Genomic DNA, 17,326 nt, shown 5'->3' with positions numbered 1-17,326 from the left:
TAGCTTCCGGGATGTTCGCGGCTATGACTGCGCTGTCAAAAAACGCTGTGGCAGCTAGGATTAGTTTTCCGCTTGCTCTGGAACCGCCGTTGATGAATGGACTGCGTGCCTGCCTGCTGTCGTGGGTGCTGTTGGCACCTATATATGGCCATGCTGCAGAAACCTTGCGGTTGGTGGCCGATCCCTGGCCGCCATTCAATGACCAGTCGCTGCTAAACAACGGCGTGGCATCCGACCTGGTGACCACTGCCCTGACGCGCGCCGGCTACACCACCAGTTACGCTCAGGTACCTTGGGAGCGCGCGGTGCGGGGGTTGCAGCAGGACATCTATGATGTGCTGATCAATGCCTGGTACACCGATGAGCGGGCGGTGTTTGGTCATTACTCGCAGCCTTACTTAATCAACCGCATCCGCTTTCTGCAGCGTAAGGGCAGTCAGATCAGCTTCAAGCAGTTGCCCGATCTGTACCCCTACAGCATTGCCGTGGTGCGCGGTTATGCCTATTCCAATGAGTTTGATCAGGACAGCCGGCTGACCAAGGTCGGCGTGGTCGGCTTTGAGGTGGGCGCACGCATGCTGCAGGCACGGCGGGTGCAGTTGACCCTGGAAGATGAACTGGTAGCGCGTTATCACCTAAGCCGCGGCCTGGTCGGGATTCGCGATCAGCTGGAATTTCTACCGCAGCCGTTAAGCGAGAACGGCCTACATATCCTGGTCAGCCGCAAACATCCGCAGCATCAGCAGATTGCCGATGCCTTCAACAAGGCGATTGAGGAAATGCGTGCCGATGGCAGCTATGCGCAGATCTTTAAGCGTCACGGCTTGTAAAGCGTTGCTGTCAATTCTGGGTCATGTTGCGCTGATCACGGGCGTACATTCTCAAAGCGTTTGCGATACGCACTAGGCGTAAGTCCCACCCGTTGTTTGAACAGGCGCCGAAAGGAGTTGCCGTCGTCATAGCCCACCTGCAGGGTGATCTGGTCAAAGGCTTGCTGGCTGCTTTCCAATAAGAACTTGGCCCGCTCGATACGCAAATTCTGCAAATACTCAATGGGCGTTTGCTCAGTGGCGGCTTTGAACCGGCGGATAAAGTTGCGCATGCTCAAGCAGAACGCCTCAGCCACCTGCTCCATAACAATGCCCTGCGCCAGGCGATGCTCCAGCCAGACCTGGATCTTGAGAATCTCGGCGTCGGTATGGTTTTTCTTGAAGGTGGTGCTGGCGTAGGGGGTTTGGCTGCGCACGGCGACATCGACCAGCAGCTTCTTCGCGCATTCGGCAGCCAGCTGGGGTGAGGAAAATTTGCGGATCAGGTGCAGCAGCAGGTCGCTGCCGCTTGTGGAGCCTCCCGAGCACAGCACCTGGCCGTCATCCGTCACGGTGCGCTCGGGTTGTAACTTCACCTTGGGGAAGCGTCGCGTGAATTGTTCGCTGAACAGCCAGTGCGTGGTGGCGCAGCGCCCATCCAGCAGCCCGGCCTGGGCGGTGACAAACGCACCGGTGCACATGCTGGCGATATAGCTGCCTTGCTGGTGCTGCAGTTGCAGCCATTCGACCATTCTGCCCAGGCCGGGCAGCACGCCGAGAATGTTGAACATAAAGCCGGGCACGATAATCAGCTGCGGGTTGTGTACCTCATCCAGGGCTTTGTCTGGGGTCAGTCGCAGGCCGCCGGTGCAGGCCACGCTGTGGCCATCGATTGACGCGGTTTGCAGGGTGAACAGCGGTGCCTGGCCGAGTTCATGGCTCGCGCTTTTCTCGGTCGCATAGTGGTGCAACACATTGGCGGTTGCGAAGAACTCCAGGGTCGCGGCCACGCTGGTAGAGGAGCAGTGATCGGCCATCAGGACGGTGACGCGCATTGCTACTCTCCGGTCTGCGGGGCGTACTGATAAAAATCGCATGTTATATGTCATTTCTGCCCATAGAGGCAGCCATGCGTGCGCTCTAGTCTGTGCTTATCAGCTTCCGATCATCGATAACACAGGGATTTCCAGCATGAAGAACACGGCATACCGACTGTTCAAAAAGCCTTTCTTCGGCCGCTTTGTGCGGCCCTGGCGCTGGCCGGAAAATGTTGAGCAGAGCCAGTGGCAGCGCCTGACCGTCGATAGCCAGTCGGGTGCGCGCATCTCTGCGCTGCTGGCTGCGGCGCACACCGCGCAGGCCAAAGGCGCAGTGTTGCTGGCGCACCCCATGGGCGTGGCGGCCAAGGGCTTCTGGATAAAGTACGGGCATGCCGAGCTGCTGCGCCAGGCGGGCTATCACGTGATGCTGTTTGACTTGAACGGCTTCGGCGAAAGCACCTCGACCACTATGGATTACCCGCTGGATGTGCTTGCCGCTGGCCAGGCGCTGCAGGTGCAGTACCCGGCGCTACCCGTTGCGGTACTCGGTGCTTCCATGGGCGCGGCCATGAGCCTGTGCGCGTTGGCGCAGCCTGATCATCCGTTCAAGGTGGCGGTGCTGGAATCAGCCTTTCCGACCCTGCTGCACTTCTGGTCGCGTTACCCCATTCCCAAGCTGGGTATCCAGCTGTCCAAGCTGGTGTATCCCGCCGGTGAGCGCAGCTTGCGCCCCACCTACGCCGCGCAGCGCCTGGTGGGCCGCCCCGAGCTGTTGCTGATTTACGGCGAGGCCGATGAGCTTACCCCGGTCAAAGACGGCAAGTTGCTGCTGCAGGCTTTGCAGGGCAAAACCGCCGTGGAGTTCTGGCAGGTGCCGGGGGCCGAGCATACTCATGCCTACGCCGCGCAGCCGCAGAGCTATGCGCAGCGTGTCATCGGGTTTCTGGATAAGCATCTGCAGGCGCAACGCCTGGCGTCTTGATGGCGGAGCAGCGTGGCTTTCTATTGCTGCGTTACTGCCAGCAGTTGCGCCCGCGGCCCTGGTTCTTGGCCTGATACAGGCGCAGGTCGGCCTGGTGCAGCAGGCTTTCCAGGTCGTCCGGGGCGCCATGGTAGATGCCCGCACTGAAGGACAGGGGCGGTGCGCCGATGGCGTATTTCAGATTGGCGCAGTGTGCGCGCAGCTGGTCGAGGGTGTCGCTGAGGGTTGCGGCGTCCTGCTGGCTGACCATGGCAAATTCTTCGCCGCCCAGGCGGCCGAGCAGGGCGTCGGGGAAGGCGGCGGAAAATGCGCGAGAGAAGGCGATCAGCGCTGCGTCGCCGCTGGCGTGGCCATGTTCGTCGTTGATCCGTTTGAAGAAATCCAGGTCGAGCATTGCCACGCTAAGGTCGCGGCCGCCCGAGCGGGCCTGCTGGAACAATTGCTGGCCATGCTCATAAAAGGCGCGGCGATTATTTAGGCCGGTCAGGGCATCGAACTGTGCCGCTTGTTTCAGTGCACGCAGCAGGTCGCGGCGTTCGAGGGTCGACATCACCCGGCAGTTCAGCTCTTCCGGGCAGAAGGGTTTGCGCAGAAAATCATCGGCGCCGTGCTTGATAAATTTGGCGCTGAGCGAGCCCTTTACGTCGGCCGAGAGGCCGAGAATGATCAGTTCGTGGCGCTTCATCTTTTGCCGCAGCAGTTTGACCAGGTCGAAACCGCTCAGCCCCGGCATGCTGTGGTCGACCACCAGCAAGTCGATATCCGGCTGCTCCTTGAGGATGCGCAGGGCGTCGTCGCCGTCGCAGGCTTCAAGAATCTGGTAGCGATGCGGGGTCAGCACGTGGCGGATGTAATGGCGGGTGGCGTCGGAGTCCTCGGCTATGAGGATCTTCACTTCGCTGTTGCTTTCCAGGCGGTGCAGCAGGCGGAAGGCGTACTCGTAGGAGTGCTGGCTTTCCTTGAGCACGTAGTCGACCACGCCCTTGAGCAGCATCTGGTCACGGCGCTGCTCGTTATAGGTGCCACTGAGCACGATGCACGGCAGGTGATAGCCCATCACCACATCGACGATCTCACCATCCGGGGCGTCTGGCAGGTTGAGGTCGACGATGGCGGCGAAGAACAGCTCGGCCGAGGTTTCCAGCATCACCTGGGCTTCGCCCATGGAGGCGCAGAAAATCGGCTGAAAACCGCTCTCCTTGCGAAACAGATGTTCGAGAATTTTCAGCACCAGCGGGCTGTCTTCGATCACCAGAATATTGCGCAAGGGGGCTACTCCTCTGTCGCTGGCCGCGTCAATGCAGCCGTCTATTTAGCTCATGCGGAAACTATAGGGTACGAATACGCAGCGAGCGGCCCTTGATCTTGCCTTCACTGAGGCACTTGAGTGCCTGCATAGCAACAACGCGCTCGACGGCCACATAGGCCTGGAAGTCGAAGATCGCGATCTTACCGACCTGCGCGCCAGGGATGCCCGCAGCGCCAGTCAGTGCGCCGAGAATATCGCCGGGGCGCAGTTTGTCTTTGCGCCCGGCGCCGATGCACAGGGTAATCATTGGCGGCTGTAACGGCGCGCCGCCCTGGTGTTTCAGGCTGCTCAGCGGATGCCAGTTGAGCGGCGCCCTTTGCAGCGTTTCAATGGCTTGGGCGCGATGGCCTTCGGCGGGGGCAACCAGGCTCATGGCCAGGCCCTTTTCACCGGCACGACCGGTACGGCCGACGCGGTGAATATGAATTTCCGAGTCACGCGCCAGTTCGACGTTGATCACCATGTCCAGCGCATCGATATCCAGGCCGCGCGCGGCTACATCGGTGGCCACCAGTACGGACAGGCTGCGGTTGGCAAACATCGCCAGCACTTGATCACGGTCGCGTTGTTCCAGGTCGCCGTTCAGCGCGGCAGCCGAGATGCCTTTGGCGGTCAGGTGGTCGACCACTTCCTGGCACTGCTGCTTGGTAAAGCAGAAGGCCACACAGGATTGCGGTCGGTAGCAGTTGAGCAGCTTGACCACCGCGTCCATGCGCTCTTCCGGGGCGATCTCGTAGAAGCGCTGCTCGATCTGCGTATCGTCGTGCATGGCCTCGGCTTTGACCTGTTGCGGGTCGCGCATAAAGGTCGCGGACAGCTGCTTGATCCCGCTTGGGTAGGTGGCCGAGAACAGCAGGGTCTGCCGGCGCGTCGGGGTCTGGCTGATGATTTCGGCGATGCTGTCATAGAACCCCATGTCGAGCATGCGGTCGGCTTCGTCGAGCACCAGGGTGTTCAGACCGTCGAGCTTCAACGTGCCCTTGCTCAGGTGCTGCTGGATGCGCCCCGGGGTGCCGACGATGATCTGCGCGCCGTGCTCCAACGAGCCGATCTGCGGGCCAAACGGCACGCCGCCGCACAGAGTCAGAATCTTGATGTTGTCGGCGGAGCGCGCCAGGCGACGCAGTTCTTTGGCCACCTGATCGGCCAGCTCACGGGTCGGGCAGATCACCAGCGCTTGGCAACCGAAGAAGCGCGGATTGAGCGGGTTGAGCAGGCCGATACCGAAGGCGGCGGTCTTGCCGCTGCCGGTCTTGGCCTGGGCGATCAGGTCCATGCCCTTGAGCATTACCGGCAGGCTCTGCGCCTGAATCGGGGTCATCTCGGTGTAACCGAGGGACTCGAGGTTCGCCAGCATGGCGGCGGAAAGCGGCAGAGAAGAGAAAGCGGTGTTGGTCACGGTACAGGCCTGCTAAACGAAATGGCGTGCAGTGTAACAGGCTAGCTGGAGCGGCTTAGCTCTAACGGTCAGCCGGTCTTTGCGGGTGGCTAGAACAGATCGATGGGGTCAACATCCAGCGACCAGCGCACGGCGCGGCCGCTGGGCATCTGTTCCAACGCGTACATCCAGGTATTGAGCAGGCGGTGCAGCGGCGCGCGGGCGTTGGCCTGCACCAACAACTGCGCGCGGTAGCGGCCGGCGCGGCGTTCCATCGGCGCGGGCACCGGGCCGAGCAGTTCGATGCCGCTGAGTTTCAGCTCGTTCAATAACAGCTCGGCTTCGCTGCAGGCGTCGTCGAGAAAGCCTTCGGCCTGGCCGGGCTTGTGCGCCTCGGCGCGTAGCAGGGCGAGGTGGCAGAACGGCGGCAGGCCAGCACTGCGCCGTTCGCTGAGGGCCTGTTCGGCGAAGGCGAAGTAGCCCTGTTCGGACAGTTGCACCAATAGAGGATGGTCGGCCAGGTGGCTCTGGATAATCACCTTGCCCGGCTCTTCGGCGCGACCGGCACGTCCGGCGACCTGGACGATCAGCTGAGCCATGCGCTCGCTGGCGCGAAAATCCGCGGAAAACAGCCCGCCATCGGCATCGAGGATCGCCACCAGGGTCACGCGCGGGAAGTGGTGGCCCTTGGCGAGCATCTGTGTGCCGACCAGGATGCACGGTTCGCCGCGTTGCACGGTGTTGAACAGGGTGGTCATGGCCTCCTTGCGCGAGGTGCTGTCGCGGTCGACGCGCAATACCGGTACGCCGGGGAAGAGAATCTCCAGGCGTTCTTCGGCGCGCTCGGTGCCAGCACCGACCGGGCGCAAGTCGACGTTGTTGCACTTCGGGCAGTTGCTCGGCTGGCGCTCGACGTGGCCGCAGTGATGGCAGCGCAGCTCGCGCGAGCGCTGGTGCACGGTCATCCGCGCGTCGCAGCGCGGGCATTCCGACAGCCAGCCGCAGTCGTGACACAGCAGGGTGGGAGCGAAGCCGCGACGGTTAAGGAACACCAGCACCTGCTGGCCGGCCTGCAGGGTTTGCCCGATGGCCTGCTGCATGGGGCCGGAGATGCCGGAGTCCAGCGGCCGGCTTTTTACATCCAGGCGCAGAAAGCGTGGCTGCTTGGCGCCGCCGGCGCGCTCACGCAGGTGCAGCATGGCGTAACGGCCGCTGTGAGCGTTGTGCAGGCTCTCCAGCGAGGGCGTGGCCGATCCCAGGACAATCGGGATGTTCTCCTGATGGGCGCGCACCACCGCCAGATCGCGGGCGTGGTAGCGCAGGCCTTCCTGCTGTTTATAGGAGGCGTCGTGTTCCTCATCGATGATGATCAGGCCCGGCCGCTGCATCGGGGTGAACAGCGCCGAGCGGGTGCCGATGATGATGTCGGCCTCGCCATCACGCGCCGCCAGCCAGGCGTCTAGACGTTCGCGGTCATTCACTGCCGAATGCAGCAGGGCGATACGCGCGTTGAAGCGCTGCTCGAAACGCGCCAGAGTCTGCGGGCCGAGGTTGATCTCGGGGATTAGCACCAGGGCCTGCTTGCCGGCCTCCAGGGTTTCGCGGATCAGCTGCAGGTAGACCTCGGTCTTGCCACTGCCGGTAACGCCAGCGAGAAGAAAAGCCTTGAAACTGTCTGCGCCGGCGCGGATCGTCTCGCTGGCTGCGCGCTGTTCGGCATTCAGTGGCAGTTCCGGCTGCGCCAGCCAGTTGGCGTGGCGCTCGCTTGGCGCATGGCGGCGTACTTCGACCTTGACCAGACCCTTTTCCAGCAGCAGGTCGAGGCTGTCCTTGTTCAGTTGCAGCTTGCTCAACAGCGCATGGGCGACGCCGTGGGGGTGCTGGGCCAGGGTCTTCAGCGCATCACGCTGGCGCGGCGCGCGGCTCAGGCGTGGATCATCGAACTGCGCGCCTTCAGTGACCGACCAGAAGCGCTGTTGACGCACTTCCGCCGGCTCGCCCTGGCGCAGCAACACCGGTAGCGCCCAGCTCAGGGTGTCGCCGAGGCTGTGCTGGTAGTACTGCGCGGTCCACAGGCACAGCTTGAACAGCGCGGGCGGCAGCGGCGACTGGGCGTCGAGCAGTTGCAGGGCGGGCTTGAGTTTGTCCGCCGGCACCTCGCTGCGATCCGTCACCTCGATCAGGATGGCGATCATCTCGCGCCGACCAAACGGCACACGCAGCCGCGCGCCCGGCTGCAATGCGCTGCGCGGCACACCGGGCGGGGCACGGTAGTCGAACAGGCGGCGCAGTGGCGAGGGCAGGGCAAGGCGCAGAATGACGTCGGGCACGCAAGGGCTCCAGCTGGAAGGGCGCGATCTTAGCATGCAGCCAGTCGACGGCCGGCCTTGCGTCGCTGCGGTGCTCTGGTATTATCGCCGGCCTAATTCCGTGCGGTACCTGACAATAGTGTCTGGTGGCGGCACGACAGTCCTGAGGAATCACCATGAAAGCCGATATCCACCCGAACTATGTAGCCATCACCGCCACCTGCAGCTGTGGCAACGTGATCGAAACTCGCTCCACCCTGGCCAAGCCACTGAGCCTGGACGTGTGCAACGAGTGCCACCCGTTCTACACCGGCAAGCAGAAAATGCTGGATACCGGCGGCCGTGTTGATCGCTTCAAGCAGCGTTTCGGCATGTTCGGCGCCAAGCAGTAAGCTTGCGCGCAGCGACGGAGGCCCTGATGGGTTTCCCCGCGCTACTGAAAAAGGCGTCCCTAGTGGGCGCCTTTTTCGTTTTCGGCGTTTATGCCGGCACCGCCCTGGCGTTTTGCCCGGCCCCCGGCAAGTTGCCCAGTGCCAAGGTGCAACGGGTGGTGGATGGCGACACCCTGCGTCTGGTCGATGGGCGCAATGTGCGCTTGATCGGTTTGAACAGTCCGGAAATGGGTCGCCAAGGCCGCTCTGCCGAGCCTTTCGCCGAAGCCGCTCGCAAGCGCTTGCAAGCCCTGGTAGCGGCCAGCGATGAGCGCGTTTCATTGCAGTACGGCAAACAGACCAAGGATCACTACGGACGCACTCTGGCGCATGCCTACGACGACCGTGGTCGCAATCTGGAGGCGCAGTTGCTGGCCGAGGGCTTGGGCTATCTGGTGGCTGTCGCGCCCAATCTGGCGCTGGTGCCGTGTCAGCAAGCCGCCGAGCGCAGTGCGCGGCAGGCACGTGCCGGGCTCTGGCAGCGCTCGCCGGTGCAAGCCGCTGTACAGTTGAATAGCGGCGGTTTTGCCCTGCTGCAGGGCCAGGTCGAACGTGTCGAGCGCAATGGCGGCGGGCTGTGGTTGGAAATGGGTGATTCGCTGGTGCTGCATATCGCCCCGCGTGCGTTGGGCAATTTTGATCTGCGTGCTGTCCAAGGCCTTGAAGGTCGCAAGGTCGAGGCCCGCGGTTGGGTGATCGACCGCTCCAAGCGTGGCGGCTTACGCGCGGGGCAGGCGCGCTGGATGCTGCCGCTGACCGATAAGGCCATGTTGGAGGTGTTGCCATGATCTTGCGCGTAATGACGGTGTTCGTCCTGCTGCTGCAGTTGGTGGGTTGCGCAGTCAACCCGGCCACCGGCCGCAGCAACTTTGTGATGATGAGCGAGCAGCAGGAACTCGACCTCGGCCGCCGCTACAACCAGGAAATCCTCAAGCAGAACCCGCGCTACGCCGACGAGAAGCTGCAGGCCTATGTGCAGCAGGTCGGTGAGCGGGTGGCCAAACACAGCCACCGCAACCAGCTGGCCTATCAGTTCACCGTGGTCGACAGCCCCGATATCAACGCCTTTGCCCTGCCGGGCGGCTACATCTATATCCATCGCGGACTGCTGGCCTACCTCAGCTCGGAAGCCGAACTGGCCGCCGTGCTCGGCCACGAGGTGGGCCACGTTACCGCGCGGCACAGCGTGCAGCAGCAAAGCCAGTCCACCGCCTGGGGCTTGCTGGGCCAGGCCGTGGCGATTGGTACCGGCGTGGGTGCCGCTGCCGATGTCACCGGCGTGCTGGGCAGCGCCTTTGTGCGGGGCTATGGCCGCGATATGGAGCTGGAGGCTGACGGTCTCGGCGCGCAGTATCTGGCCCGCAGCGGCTATGACCCGCAGGCGATGATCGAAGTGGTCAAGGTGCTGAAAAATCAGGAAGACTTCGCCCGCGACCAGGCTGCAGCGAGCGGTGAGGCGCAGCCGGCCGGCGGTTACCACGGGTTGTTCGATACCCATCCGGATAACGACCGGCGTTTGCAGCAGGTACTAGGCCCTGCGCGGGCCTTGGCCACCGGCCAGCAGGAGGTCAATCGCGAGGTCTTTCTCAAGCGACTGGAAGGTTTGCCCTTCGGTGATTCTGCCGAAACTGGCGTGCGTCGTGGCCAGCGCTTCTATCACGCCGATCTGAACTTTACCCTGGCGTTTCCCCAGGGCTGGAGCTTGCTCAATCGCCCGGATGCGCTGATTGGTCACACCGCCGATCAGCAGGCGTTTATTGCCATGACCCTGGAAGATAACCCACAGAACCTGACGCCGGCTGAGCTGCTGCGCCAGCGCGTCGGCGGTCAACGGCTGGTGGCCGGAGTCGAGTTGCAGCAGGCTGGCCTCACGGGTTACAGCGCGGTGATTCCAGGCAATGCCGCCAAGCGCGTGGCGGTTATCCAGCAGGGTGCGCGGGTTTACCTGTTTGTTGGTGCGGTGCGTGGTCGCGCCTCGTTGGAAAGCCACGATGAGCAGTTTCTCAGCGTGATCAAAAGCTTCCGGCCGATGACCAGTGCCGAGTACCAGCAGGCGCAGCCGCTGCGCCTGCAAATGGTCAAGGTCAAGCCGGGGCAGACCATTGAAGCGCTGGCCAAGGGCAGCAAGTTGCCAGGTGACGCGCTGAAGACTCTGCGCCTATTGAATAACCTCTACCCGACAGGTCAGCCGCGTGCTGGCGACTGGCTGAAGGTCGTGCGCTAGGGCCCGCGTGCCCATCCGGACTTGCCAGTCTTGTGCAGCTGTATACAACTTGCGTATCCTCGGCCGCCTGCCTGTTCAACAGCCCAAAGCGGAAATGCCAACATGTCTGATTTGAAAACAGCCGCTCTCGAATATCACGCCAAACCCCGTCCGGGTAAGCTGAGTGTCGAGCTAACCAAGCCCACCGCAACCGCACGCGATCTGTCCTTGGCTTACAGCCCGGGCGTCGCTGAGCCTGTGCGCGAAATCGCGCGTGATCCGGAGCTGGCGTACCGCTACACCGGCAAAGGCAACCTGGTGGCAGTCATTTCCGACGGTACCGCGATTCTCGGTCTCGGCGATCTCGGCCCGCTGGCTTCCAAGCCGGTGATGGAAGGCAAAGGCGTGCTGTTCAAGCGCTTTGCCGGTATCGACGTATTCGATATCGAAGTCGAGTCCGAGAGCCCGCAGGCCTTTATCGACACCGTACGCCGTATCTCGATCACCTTTGGTGGCATCAATCTGGAAGACATCAAAGCACCTGAGTGCTTTGAAATTGAACGCACGCTGATCGAACAGTGCGACATTCCAGTGTTCCACGATGACCAGCATGGCACCGCGATCGTCACCGCCGCCGGCATGCTCAACGCCCTGGAAATCGCCGGCAAGACCTTGCCAGAGGCCAAGATCGTATGCCTGGGTGCTGGCGCTGCAGCAATCTCCTGCATGAAGCTGCTGGTGAGCATGGGCGCCAAGGTCGAGAACATCTTTATGATCGACCGCAAAGGCGTGATCCACGCCGGCCGCGACGATCTGAACCAGTACAAGGCGGTATTCGCCAGCGAAACCGACAAGCGCACCCTGGCTGATGCGCTGGACGGTGCTGACGTATTTGTCGGCCTGTCGGGTGCCAACCTGCTGGCGCCGGAAGACCTCAAGCGCATGGCGCCGAGCCCGATTGTGTTCGCCTGCTCCAACCCTGACCCGGAAATCAAACCGGAGCTGGCCCATGAAGTGCGTAATGACGTGATCATGGCCACCGGTCGTTCCGACTACCCGAACCAGGTCAACAACGTGCTGGGCTTCCCGTTCATCTTTCGTGGTGCCCTGGACGTTCGCGCCACGCGTATCAACGAAGAGATGAAGATCGCTGCAGCCCTGGCCCTGCGTGACTTGGCCAAGCTGCCAGTTCCTCAGGAGGTCTGTGACGCCTACGGCGGCATTGCCCTGTCGTTCGGCCGTGAGTACATCATTCCGAAGCCGATGGACCCGCGTCTGATTACTGTGGTCTGCGATGCTGTGGCCAAGGCTGCGATTGAAAGCGGTGTGGCGACGCTGCCATATCCGAAGCATTACCCGCTGCAGTCGGTAAACGACGTGTTCAACGGCTAAGCGCTTAGCTCAAGAGCAATAAAAAACCCGCTACGGCGGGTTTTTTATTGGCGCTATTTTGGCTATGCCAGGCGTCATGCATCTGCCGCAAGAGGCCTCAAAACAGGTCGATTGGCGCTGCTTCATCGGCAGGCAGCGGGCTGCCCGGGATGTACATGCCAGGCTCAAACTCGCCCATGGGTGGTGGCGAGTCCTCACTCTTGAACAGCTCGAAATAGGCTTCCGGTGTATCGGGTGTTGCTGCACGGCCGCTGTGTGGATCGATGCGCAAGGTCAGCAGGCCTTCGGGTTCGGCCAGTATGTGGCTGGGCTTGTCCTTCAACGCGGCGCCCATGTAGCTCATCCAAATCGGCAGGGCCACTGTGCCGCCGTATTCATTGCGGCCAAGGCTTTCCGGTTGGTCGAATCCGGCCCAGACGGTGGTGATGTAGTCGGCGTTATAGCCGGAGAACCAGCTGTCTTTCGACTCGTTGGTGGTGCCGGTTTTGCCCGCCAGGTCATCGCGGCCCAGGGCCATGGCACGGCGACCAGTGCCGCGCTTGATCACGTCCTGGAGCATGCTGGTCATGATGTACGCGGTGCGCTCATCGATGATCTGTTCGGCAAGCACCGGTTCAGGCGGCAGTGGCTGGTCGCCAACGCTGAGTTGCAAGGCGCTGCTCTGTTCTGCGCGTTGAGCTATGCCGGTGGGGGTTTGCGCGGGGCTTGCATTAAATAGTTGCTTGCCGGTGCGGTCCTCGATTCGTTCGATCAGGTAAGGCTCGGTTTTGTAGCCGCCGCTAGCAAACACACTCCAGCCCTCGGCAATTTCCATTGGTGTGAGGCTCGCGGTGCCCAGCGCCAGAGACAGATTGGGCGGCAGGTCCTTCGTCTCAAAGCCAAAGCGCTCGATATAGCTCAAGGTGTTGGCAATGCCGAGGTCCTGTAATAGGCGAATCGACACCAGGTTACGCGAGCGGTACAGGGCTTCGCGCAGGCGGATCGGGCCGAGGAAGGTGTTGTTGTCATTCTTCGGTCGCCATACCTGCGACAGCGCATCGTCGGCGAACACAATCGGCGCGTCATTCACCAGCGTGGCGGCTGTGTAGCCGTTATCCAGCGCGGCGCTGTACACAAAGGGTTTGAAGCTTGAGCCTGGCTGGCGCTTGGCCTGCGCGGCGCGGTTGTAATTGCTTTGCTCGAAGGAGAAACCACCTACCAGCGCGCGAATGGCGCCGTTGTTCGGGTCCAGCGAGACCAGGGCGCTCTGCGCCGCCGGCAGCTGAACAAAGCGCAAGCTGCCGTCTTCCTGGCTCTGCACGCGGATCAGGTCACCGATCTGGCTGACATCGGCAGGCTGCTGTGGGCGAGGGCCGAGGCTATTGGTATTCAGAAACGGTCGCGCCCATTTCATGCTGTCCCAGGCCACGGCGTGTTCTTCGCCGTTTCGCAGCAGGACCATAATTCCACTTTTTTCTACGGCAGTAACAATGGCTGGCTCCAGGCCGCCGAGAGAGGTTTGCTTGCTCAGCGCGGCTTGCCAGTTCTCCTTGGTCATACCCGGCAAGCGACTTTCCGGCCCGCGATAGCCGTGGCGCTGGTCATAAGCGATCAATCCCTCGCGGACTGCCGAGTTGGCCGCGAGCTGTAGGTCGCTGGATACCGTAGTGGTGACGTTGAAACCATCGGTGTAAGCCTCGCTGCCGTAGCGGCCGACCATTTCTGCGCGTGCCATTTCGGCTATATAGGGTGCTGCCAGTTCCGGTGCCGGCACGTGGTAGCTGACGTTGATGGGTTCAGCCAGGGCTTCTTCATAGCGCTGCTTGTCGATGCGGCCGAGGCCGTACATGCGCCCAAGAATCCAGTCTCGGCGCTCCATTGAGCGTGCTGGATTGGCCAGGGGGTTATAGCGTGATGGGGCTTTCGGTAGGCCGGCAATCATTGCCATTTGTGCAAGGCTGGCCTCACGTATGGATTTGCCGTAATAAACCTGTGACGCTGCTTCGATACCGTAGGCGCGATTGCCTAGGTAAATCTTGTTGACATAAAGCTCAAGGATTTCGTTCTTACTGAGCTCTCGTTCAATCTGTAGGGCCAGAAGTATCTCGTTGATCTTGCGGGTGAAACTTCTTTCGCTGGTCAGAAAGAAGTTCTTCGCCACTTGCATGGTAATGGTGCTGCCGCCGGTTTGAATTTGCCCGCTTTTCAAGATTTGCGTTGCAGCGCGCATCAGGCTGGTAAGGTCGACGCCATAATGGTTGGCAAAGTTGTCGTCTTCGGCTGCCAGCAAAGCGCTGATGAAGTCCGGGGGGATTTCCGCAAAGGCGATTGGCGAGCGGCGCATTTCACCGAATTCAGCAATCAGCTTGGCGTCGCTGCTGTAGACCCGCAGAGGAATCTGCAGCTGGATGCTGCGCAAAGATTCGACGGATGGAAGGCTAGGGCTAAGATAGAGGAAGGCCCCGCTGAAACTGAGTACCAGGCCACAAAAAGCGGCGAGGCAAGACCAGCAAAAAAAACGTAAAAGACGCATCAAGATTTTTGGATTTCCAGATAAAAGAACGGGTTAAGCGAAACACAAGGTTAAAAGAGAAAAACTGATCACATTATAAGCGGTTTTTTTGCTGGGTAGCCATTTGCGCTTCTGTCAAGACTGTTATTTAATGTGAAAAAACATAAATAGTCCGTAAGTCGCGGATGCCAATAGGAAATCGGTCGTGCTAGGGCTCTTCAATAAGAAAGCGAATACGCTACTCGGGATCGATATCAGTTCGACCTCCGTCAAGCTCCTCGAATTGAGCCGCTCCGGAAGCCGCTACAAGGTAGAGGCTTACGCAGTCGAGCCGCTCCCGCCAAACGCGGTGGTTGAAAAAAACATTGCCGAGCTAGAGGGAGTGGGGCAAGCGCTCGCGCGCGTGCTCGCCAAAGCCAAGAGCGGTGTGAAAACCGTCGCGGTGGCGGTGGCGGGTTCTGCAGTGATTACCAAGACCATCGAAATGGAAGCCGGGCTTTCCGATGATGAGCTGGAGAATCAGCTGAAGATCGAGGCCGACCAGTACATCCCTTATCCTCTGGAAGAAGTTGCTATCGATTTTGAAGTGCAGGGCGCCTCTGCGCGCAATGCTGATCGTGTCGAAGTGCTGCTTGCCGCTTGCCGCAAGGAGAACGTTGAAGTCCGCGAAGCCGCTCTGGCGCTCGCCGGGCTTACCGCCAAGGTGGTTGATGTCGAAGCCTATGCACTTGAGCGTGCATACGGTCTGTTGATCGATCAGCTGGGTGGTGGTCGTGATGAGCTGACCGTAGCGGTTGTCGATATTGGTGCGACCATGACCACACTCAGCGTCCTGCACAACGGTCGCACTATCTATACCCGTGAGCAGCTGTTTGGCGGCAAACAATTAACTGAAGAAATTCAGCGCCGCTATGGCCTGTCCGTCGAAGAGGCGGGACTTGCGAAAAAGCAGGGCGGTTTGCCAGACGACTATGACAGCGAAGTGCTGCAGCCATTTAAAGAGGCCGTGGTTCAGCAGGTTGCACGCTCGTTGCAGTTCTTCTTTGCTGCCGGTCAGTTCAATGATGTCGATTACATCCTGTTGGCTGGTGGTACCGCGTCGATTCCCGATCTTGATCGTTTGATTCAGCAAAAAATAGGCACCCAAACATTGGTTGCCAACCCATTCGCTGAAATGGCGCTGAGTGGCAAGGTCAACGCCGGTGCGCTCGCCAGTGATGCGCCGGCCTTGATGATTGCCTGTGGTCTGGCGATGAGGAGTTTCGACTAATGGCGCGGATTAACCTTCTACCCTGGCGCGAGCAACTGCGCGAAGAGCGCAAACAGCGCTTTTTGGTGACGCTTGCGGGCGTGTTTATTGTTGCGGCAGGAACTGTACTTCTTGGCGATCAATACTTTAGTGGGGCGATAGAGCAGCAGAGTGCGCGGAATGAATTTGTACGTAAGGAAATAGCTGTTCTGGATGCGCGTATCAAAGAAATCAGTGAGTTGAAAACTCGTCGCCAGCAGCTTCTAGAGCGAATGAAGATTATTCAAGATTTGCAAGGTAATCGACCGATTATTGGCCGTATCTTCGATCAATTAGTTAGAACCTTACCTGATGGGGTTCATTTCACTGGGGTGAAAATGACCGCAAAAAATATCGCTATTGTTGGCGCTGCTGAGTCTAACAATCGCGTGTCAAACCTGATGCGAAATTTAGACGCGTCGGAATGGTTGACGGCGCCAAACCTTACTGAAGTTAAGTCTGTAACGGCCGGTGCAGTTGATCAGGCTAATGTCTTTCAGTTAAGCGTGCAGCAAACTCAGCCCGGGCTTGTAGAAGAGGAGGCTAAATAATGAGCCTTAACGATTCTTTAGAAAGCCTGCGGAAAATTGATTTAAGTGATCTTGACATTAATAATGTTGGCTCGTGGCCTGCAGCAGTAAAGTTTATTGTGGGTGTCCTCCTGTTAGTTGCAGTCATTGTCTTGGGTTATAGCTTTCACCTTAAAGACTTACAGGTTCAGCTAGAGGGTAAGAAGGCCGAGGAAGTATCTCTCAAGGAGCAGTTTTCAAGTAAAGCTTTTCAGGCTGCAAATCTTGATGCTTATAAAGAGCAAATGCAGGAGATGGAGGTCTCGTTTGGTGCGCTTTTGAAACAGCTGCCAAGTGATACCGAGGTTCCCGGGCTGTTAGAGGATATAACTCGCACGGGGCTGGGTAGTGGTTTGGAGTTTGAAGAAATTAAGCTGCTGCCAGAAGCTGCCCAGCAGTTCTATATAGAGCTTCCAATACAGATTACAGTGGTGGGCGCGTATCACGACTTGGCGACCTTTGTCAGTGGTGTTGCAAGTCTTCCGCGAATTGTAACATTGCATGATTTTAATCTGGTTTCGGCTAATGAAGATAGTTCATCTAAACTGCGAATGAGCATTTTGGCTAAGACTTATCGATATAATGACAAGGGAGGGGCGCAATGATGCTTTCCAGGTCTTTATTGGTTTTCTCGATAGCAGTTTTGTCTGGCTGCGGTGGCGGTGATTTTTCAGACCTTCAAAGTTATATGGATGAGGTGCGCGCCCGCCCCAAGGGTGAAATTGAACCGCTGCCAAAATTTCAGCCTTATGAAAGCTTTACATATAGCGCCTCTGCGCTGAGAAACCCGTTTCAGCCCCCGGTTAAATTGGAAATGGCTGATCGGAAAAAAGGTTCTAAAGATGTAAAGCCTGATGAAACGCGCACAAAGCAGTTTCTTGAAGGTTTTAATATTGAAGCATTTGTAATGGTAGGTACCTTGGCTAACGACTCTGGCGCTTTTGCGCTGGTGAGTGGTGCCGGTGGCGTCCATCGGGTTCGGGTAGGTGATTATCTCGGCCGTAATCATGGTCGGATACTTGCTATAGACGAGTCAAAAATTGATGTGATTGAAATCGTTCCAGATGGCGAAGGCGGCTGGTTGGAGCGGCCGCGCAGCTTATCCCTTAAGGAGCGCTCTTAATC

15 protein-coding genes are annotated in these 17,326 nt (G+C 59.6%); 10 read left to right on the top strand and 5 right to left on the bottom strand.

Annotated features, from left to right (window positions below; genetic code table 11):
- Nucleotides 1-92: 92 nt before the first annotated feature.
- Nucleotides 93-830 carry a substrate-binding periplasmic protein gene (locus AACX99_RS00460; protein ID WP_339408887.1) on the top strand — a complete coding sequence of 246 codons (738 nt, stop codon included), beginning with the start codon at nucleotides 93-95 and terminating at the stop codon, nucleotides 828-830.
- A 35-nt stretch (nucleotides 831-865) separates the two neighbouring features.
- On the opposite strand, the gene AACX99_RS00455 is transcribed toward AACX99_RS00460, so the two are convergent.
- Nucleotides 866-1,864, bottom strand: coding sequence for a GlxA family transcriptional regulator (locus tag AACX99_RS00455; protein WP_339408886.1), 999 nt, complete (start codon nucleotides 1,862-1,864; stop codon nucleotides 866-868).
- 136 nt (nucleotides 1,865-2,000) lie between these two features.
- On the opposite strand from AACX99_RS00455, the gene AACX99_RS00450 reads away from it, so the two are divergent.
- Complete coding sequence (locus tag AACX99_RS00450; protein ID WP_339408885.1) at nucleotides 2,001-2,831, top strand: alpha/beta hydrolase family protein; 831 nt, start codon at nucleotides 2,001-2,003, stop codon at nucleotides 2,829-2,831.
- A 31-nt stretch (nucleotides 2,832-2,862) separates the two neighbouring features.
- Here AACX99_RS00450 and AACX99_RS00445 read toward each other — a convergent pair whose 3' ends face one another.
- The 3 genes from AACX99_RS00445 to AACX99_RS00435 form a co-directional block, all read right to left on the bottom strand.
- Nucleotides 2,863-4,098 carry a diguanylate cyclase domain-containing protein gene (locus tag AACX99_RS00445; RefSeq protein ID WP_339408884.1) on the bottom strand — a complete coding sequence of 412 codons (1,236 nt, stop codon included), beginning with the start codon at nucleotides 4,096-4,098 and terminating at the stop codon, nucleotides 2,863-2,865.
- A gap of 61 nt (nucleotides 4,099-4,159) precedes the next feature.
- Entirely contained in the window at nucleotides 4,160-5,539 is a 1,380-nt protein-coding gene (dbpA, locus tag AACX99_RS00440; RefSeq protein WP_339408883.1) for an ATP-dependent RNA helicase DbpA, read from the bottom strand.
- An 89-nt stretch (nucleotides 5,540-5,628) separates the two neighbouring features.
- Nucleotides 5,629-7,848, bottom strand: coding sequence for a primosomal protein N' (locus AACX99_RS00435; protein ID WP_339408882.1), 2,220 nt, complete (start codon nucleotides 7,846-7,848; stop codon nucleotides 5,629-5,631).
- Nucleotides 7,849-8,003: 155 nt separating this feature from the next.
- Between AACX99_RS00435 and rpmE the strand changes: the two genes are divergently transcribed.
- The 4 genes from rpmE to AACX99_RS00415 all read left to right on the top strand — a co-directional run bounded on the left by rpmE (nucleotide 8,004) and on the right by AACX99_RS00415 (nucleotide 11,853).
- Nucleotides 8,004-8,219 (top strand): 50S ribosomal protein L31, encoded by a 216-nt coding sequence (gene rpmE, locus AACX99_RS00430; protein ID WP_275960444.1) that lies wholly within the window; start codon nucleotides 8,004-8,006, stop codon nucleotides 8,217-8,219.
- Between the two features lie 26 nt (nucleotides 8,220-8,245).
- Complete coding sequence (locus tag AACX99_RS00425; RefSeq protein ID WP_339408881.1) at nucleotides 8,246-9,046, top strand: thermonuclease family protein; 801 nt, start codon at nucleotides 8,246-8,248, stop codon at nucleotides 9,044-9,046.
- Entirely contained in the window at nucleotides 9,043-10,482 is a 1,440-nt protein-coding gene (locus AACX99_RS00420; protein WP_339408880.1) for a M48 family metalloprotease, read from the top strand. Before AACX99_RS00425 ends, AACX99_RS00420 begins: the two co-directional genes overlap by 4 nt.
- Nucleotides 10,483-10,584: 102 nt before the next feature.
- Entirely contained in the window at nucleotides 10,585-11,853 is a 1,269-nt protein-coding gene (locus AACX99_RS00415; protein ID WP_339408879.1) for a malic enzyme-like NAD(P)-binding protein, read from the top strand.
- A gap of 97 nt (nucleotides 11,854-11,950) precedes the next feature.
- On the opposite strand, the gene AACX99_RS00410 is transcribed toward AACX99_RS00415, so the two are convergent.
- Nucleotides 11,951-14,365: a penicillin-binding protein 1A gene (locus AACX99_RS00410; RefSeq protein ID WP_445261819.1), complete on the bottom strand. Its 2,415-nt coding sequence runs from the start codon at nucleotides 14,363-14,365 to the stop codon at nucleotides 11,951-11,953.
- A 184-nt stretch (nucleotides 14,366-14,549) separates the two neighbouring features.
- On the opposite strand from AACX99_RS00410, the gene AACX99_RS00405 reads away from it, so the two are divergent.
- Genes AACX99_RS00405 through pilP form a run of 4 tightly spaced genes read left to right on the top strand, consistent with a single transcriptional unit; the run spans nucleotide 14,550 to nucleotide 17,324 of the window.
- The gene (locus AACX99_RS00405) at nucleotides 14,550-15,614 is read left to right on the top strand and encodes a pilus assembly protein PilM (protein ID WP_339408877.1); all 1,065 of its coding nucleotides are present in this window, start codon (nucleotides 14,550-14,552) and stop codon (nucleotides 15,612-15,614) included.
- Nucleotides 15,614-16,183 carry a type 4a pilus biogenesis protein PilN gene (gene pilN, locus AACX99_RS00400; RefSeq protein WP_339408876.1) on the top strand — a complete coding sequence of 190 codons (570 nt, stop codon included), beginning with the start codon at nucleotides 15,614-15,616 and terminating at the stop codon, nucleotides 16,181-16,183. Before AACX99_RS00405 ends, pilN begins: the two co-directional genes overlap by 1 nt.
- The gene (gene pilO / locus AACX99_RS00395) at nucleotides 16,183-16,806 is read left to right on the top strand and encodes a type 4a pilus biogenesis protein PilO (RefSeq protein ID WP_339408875.1); all 624 of its coding nucleotides are present in this window, start codon (nucleotides 16,183-16,185) and stop codon (nucleotides 16,804-16,806) included. The genes pilN and pilO overlap by 1 nt, the downstream gene beginning before the upstream one ends.
- Nucleotides 16,803-17,324: a type 4a pilus biogenesis lipoprotein PilP gene (gene pilP, locus AACX99_RS00390; protein WP_339408874.1), complete on the top strand. Its 522-nt coding sequence runs from the start codon at nucleotides 16,803-16,805 to the stop codon at nucleotides 17,322-17,324. Before pilO ends, pilP begins: the two co-directional genes overlap by 4 nt.
- Nucleotides 17,325-17,326 lie beyond the last annotated feature (2 nt).

The sequence above is a fragment of the Pseudomonas sp. EA_35y_Pfl2_R5 genome (assembly GCF_963970805.1).
Classification (GTDB): Bacteria; Pseudomonadota; Gammaproteobacteria; order Pseudomonadales; family Pseudomonadaceae; genus Aquipseudomonas.
This window is presented reverse-complemented; position numbering and strand designations above follow the sequence as displayed.

What these genes read in the sequence shown, in the direction of transcription:
- AACX99_RS00410 (WP_445261819.1), bottom strand. Translation starts at nt 14,365, where the DNA reads ATGCGTCTTTTACGTTTTTTTTGCTGGTCTTGCCTCGCCGCTTTTTGT.
- pilN (WP_339408876.1), top strand. Translation starts at nt 15,614, where the DNA reads ATGGCGCGGATTAACCTTCTACCCTGGCGCGAGCAACTGCGCGAAGAG.
- AACX99_RS00425 (WP_339408881.1), top strand. Translation starts at nt 8,246, where the DNA reads ATGGGTTTCCCCGCGCTACTGAAAAAGGCGTCCCTAGTGGGCGCCTTT.
- pilP (WP_339408874.1), top strand. Translation starts at nt 16,803, where the DNA reads ATGATGCTTTCCAGGTCTTTATTGGTTTTCTCGATAGCAGTTTTGTCT.
- AACX99_RS00455 (WP_339408886.1), bottom strand. Translation starts at nt 1,864, where the DNA reads ATGCGCGTCACCGTCCTGATGGCCGATCACTGCTCCTCTACCAGCGTG.
- rpmE (WP_275960444.1), top strand. Translation starts at nt 8,004, where the DNA reads ATGAAAGCCGATATCCACCCGAACTATGTAGCCATCACCGCCACCTGC.
- AACX99_RS00450 (WP_339408885.1), top strand. Translation starts at nt 2,001, where the DNA reads ATGAAGAACACGGCATACCGACTGTTCAAAAAGCCTTTCTTCGGCCGC.
- AACX99_RS00420 (WP_339408880.1), top strand. Translation starts at nt 9,043, where the DNA reads ATGATCTTGCGCGTAATGACGGTGTTCGTCCTGCTGCTGCAGTTGGTG.
- AACX99_RS00460 (WP_339408887.1), top strand. Translation starts at nt 93, where the DNA reads ATGAATGGACTGCGTGCCTGCCTGCTGTCGTGGGTGCTGTTGGCACCT.
- pilO (WP_339408875.1), top strand. Translation starts at nt 16,183, where the DNA reads ATGAGCCTTAACGATTCTTTAGAAAGCCTGCGGAAAATTGATTTAAGT.
- AACX99_RS00415 (WP_339408879.1), top strand. Translation starts at nt 10,585, where the DNA reads ATGTCTGATTTGAAAACAGCCGCTCTCGAATATCACGCCAAACCCCGT.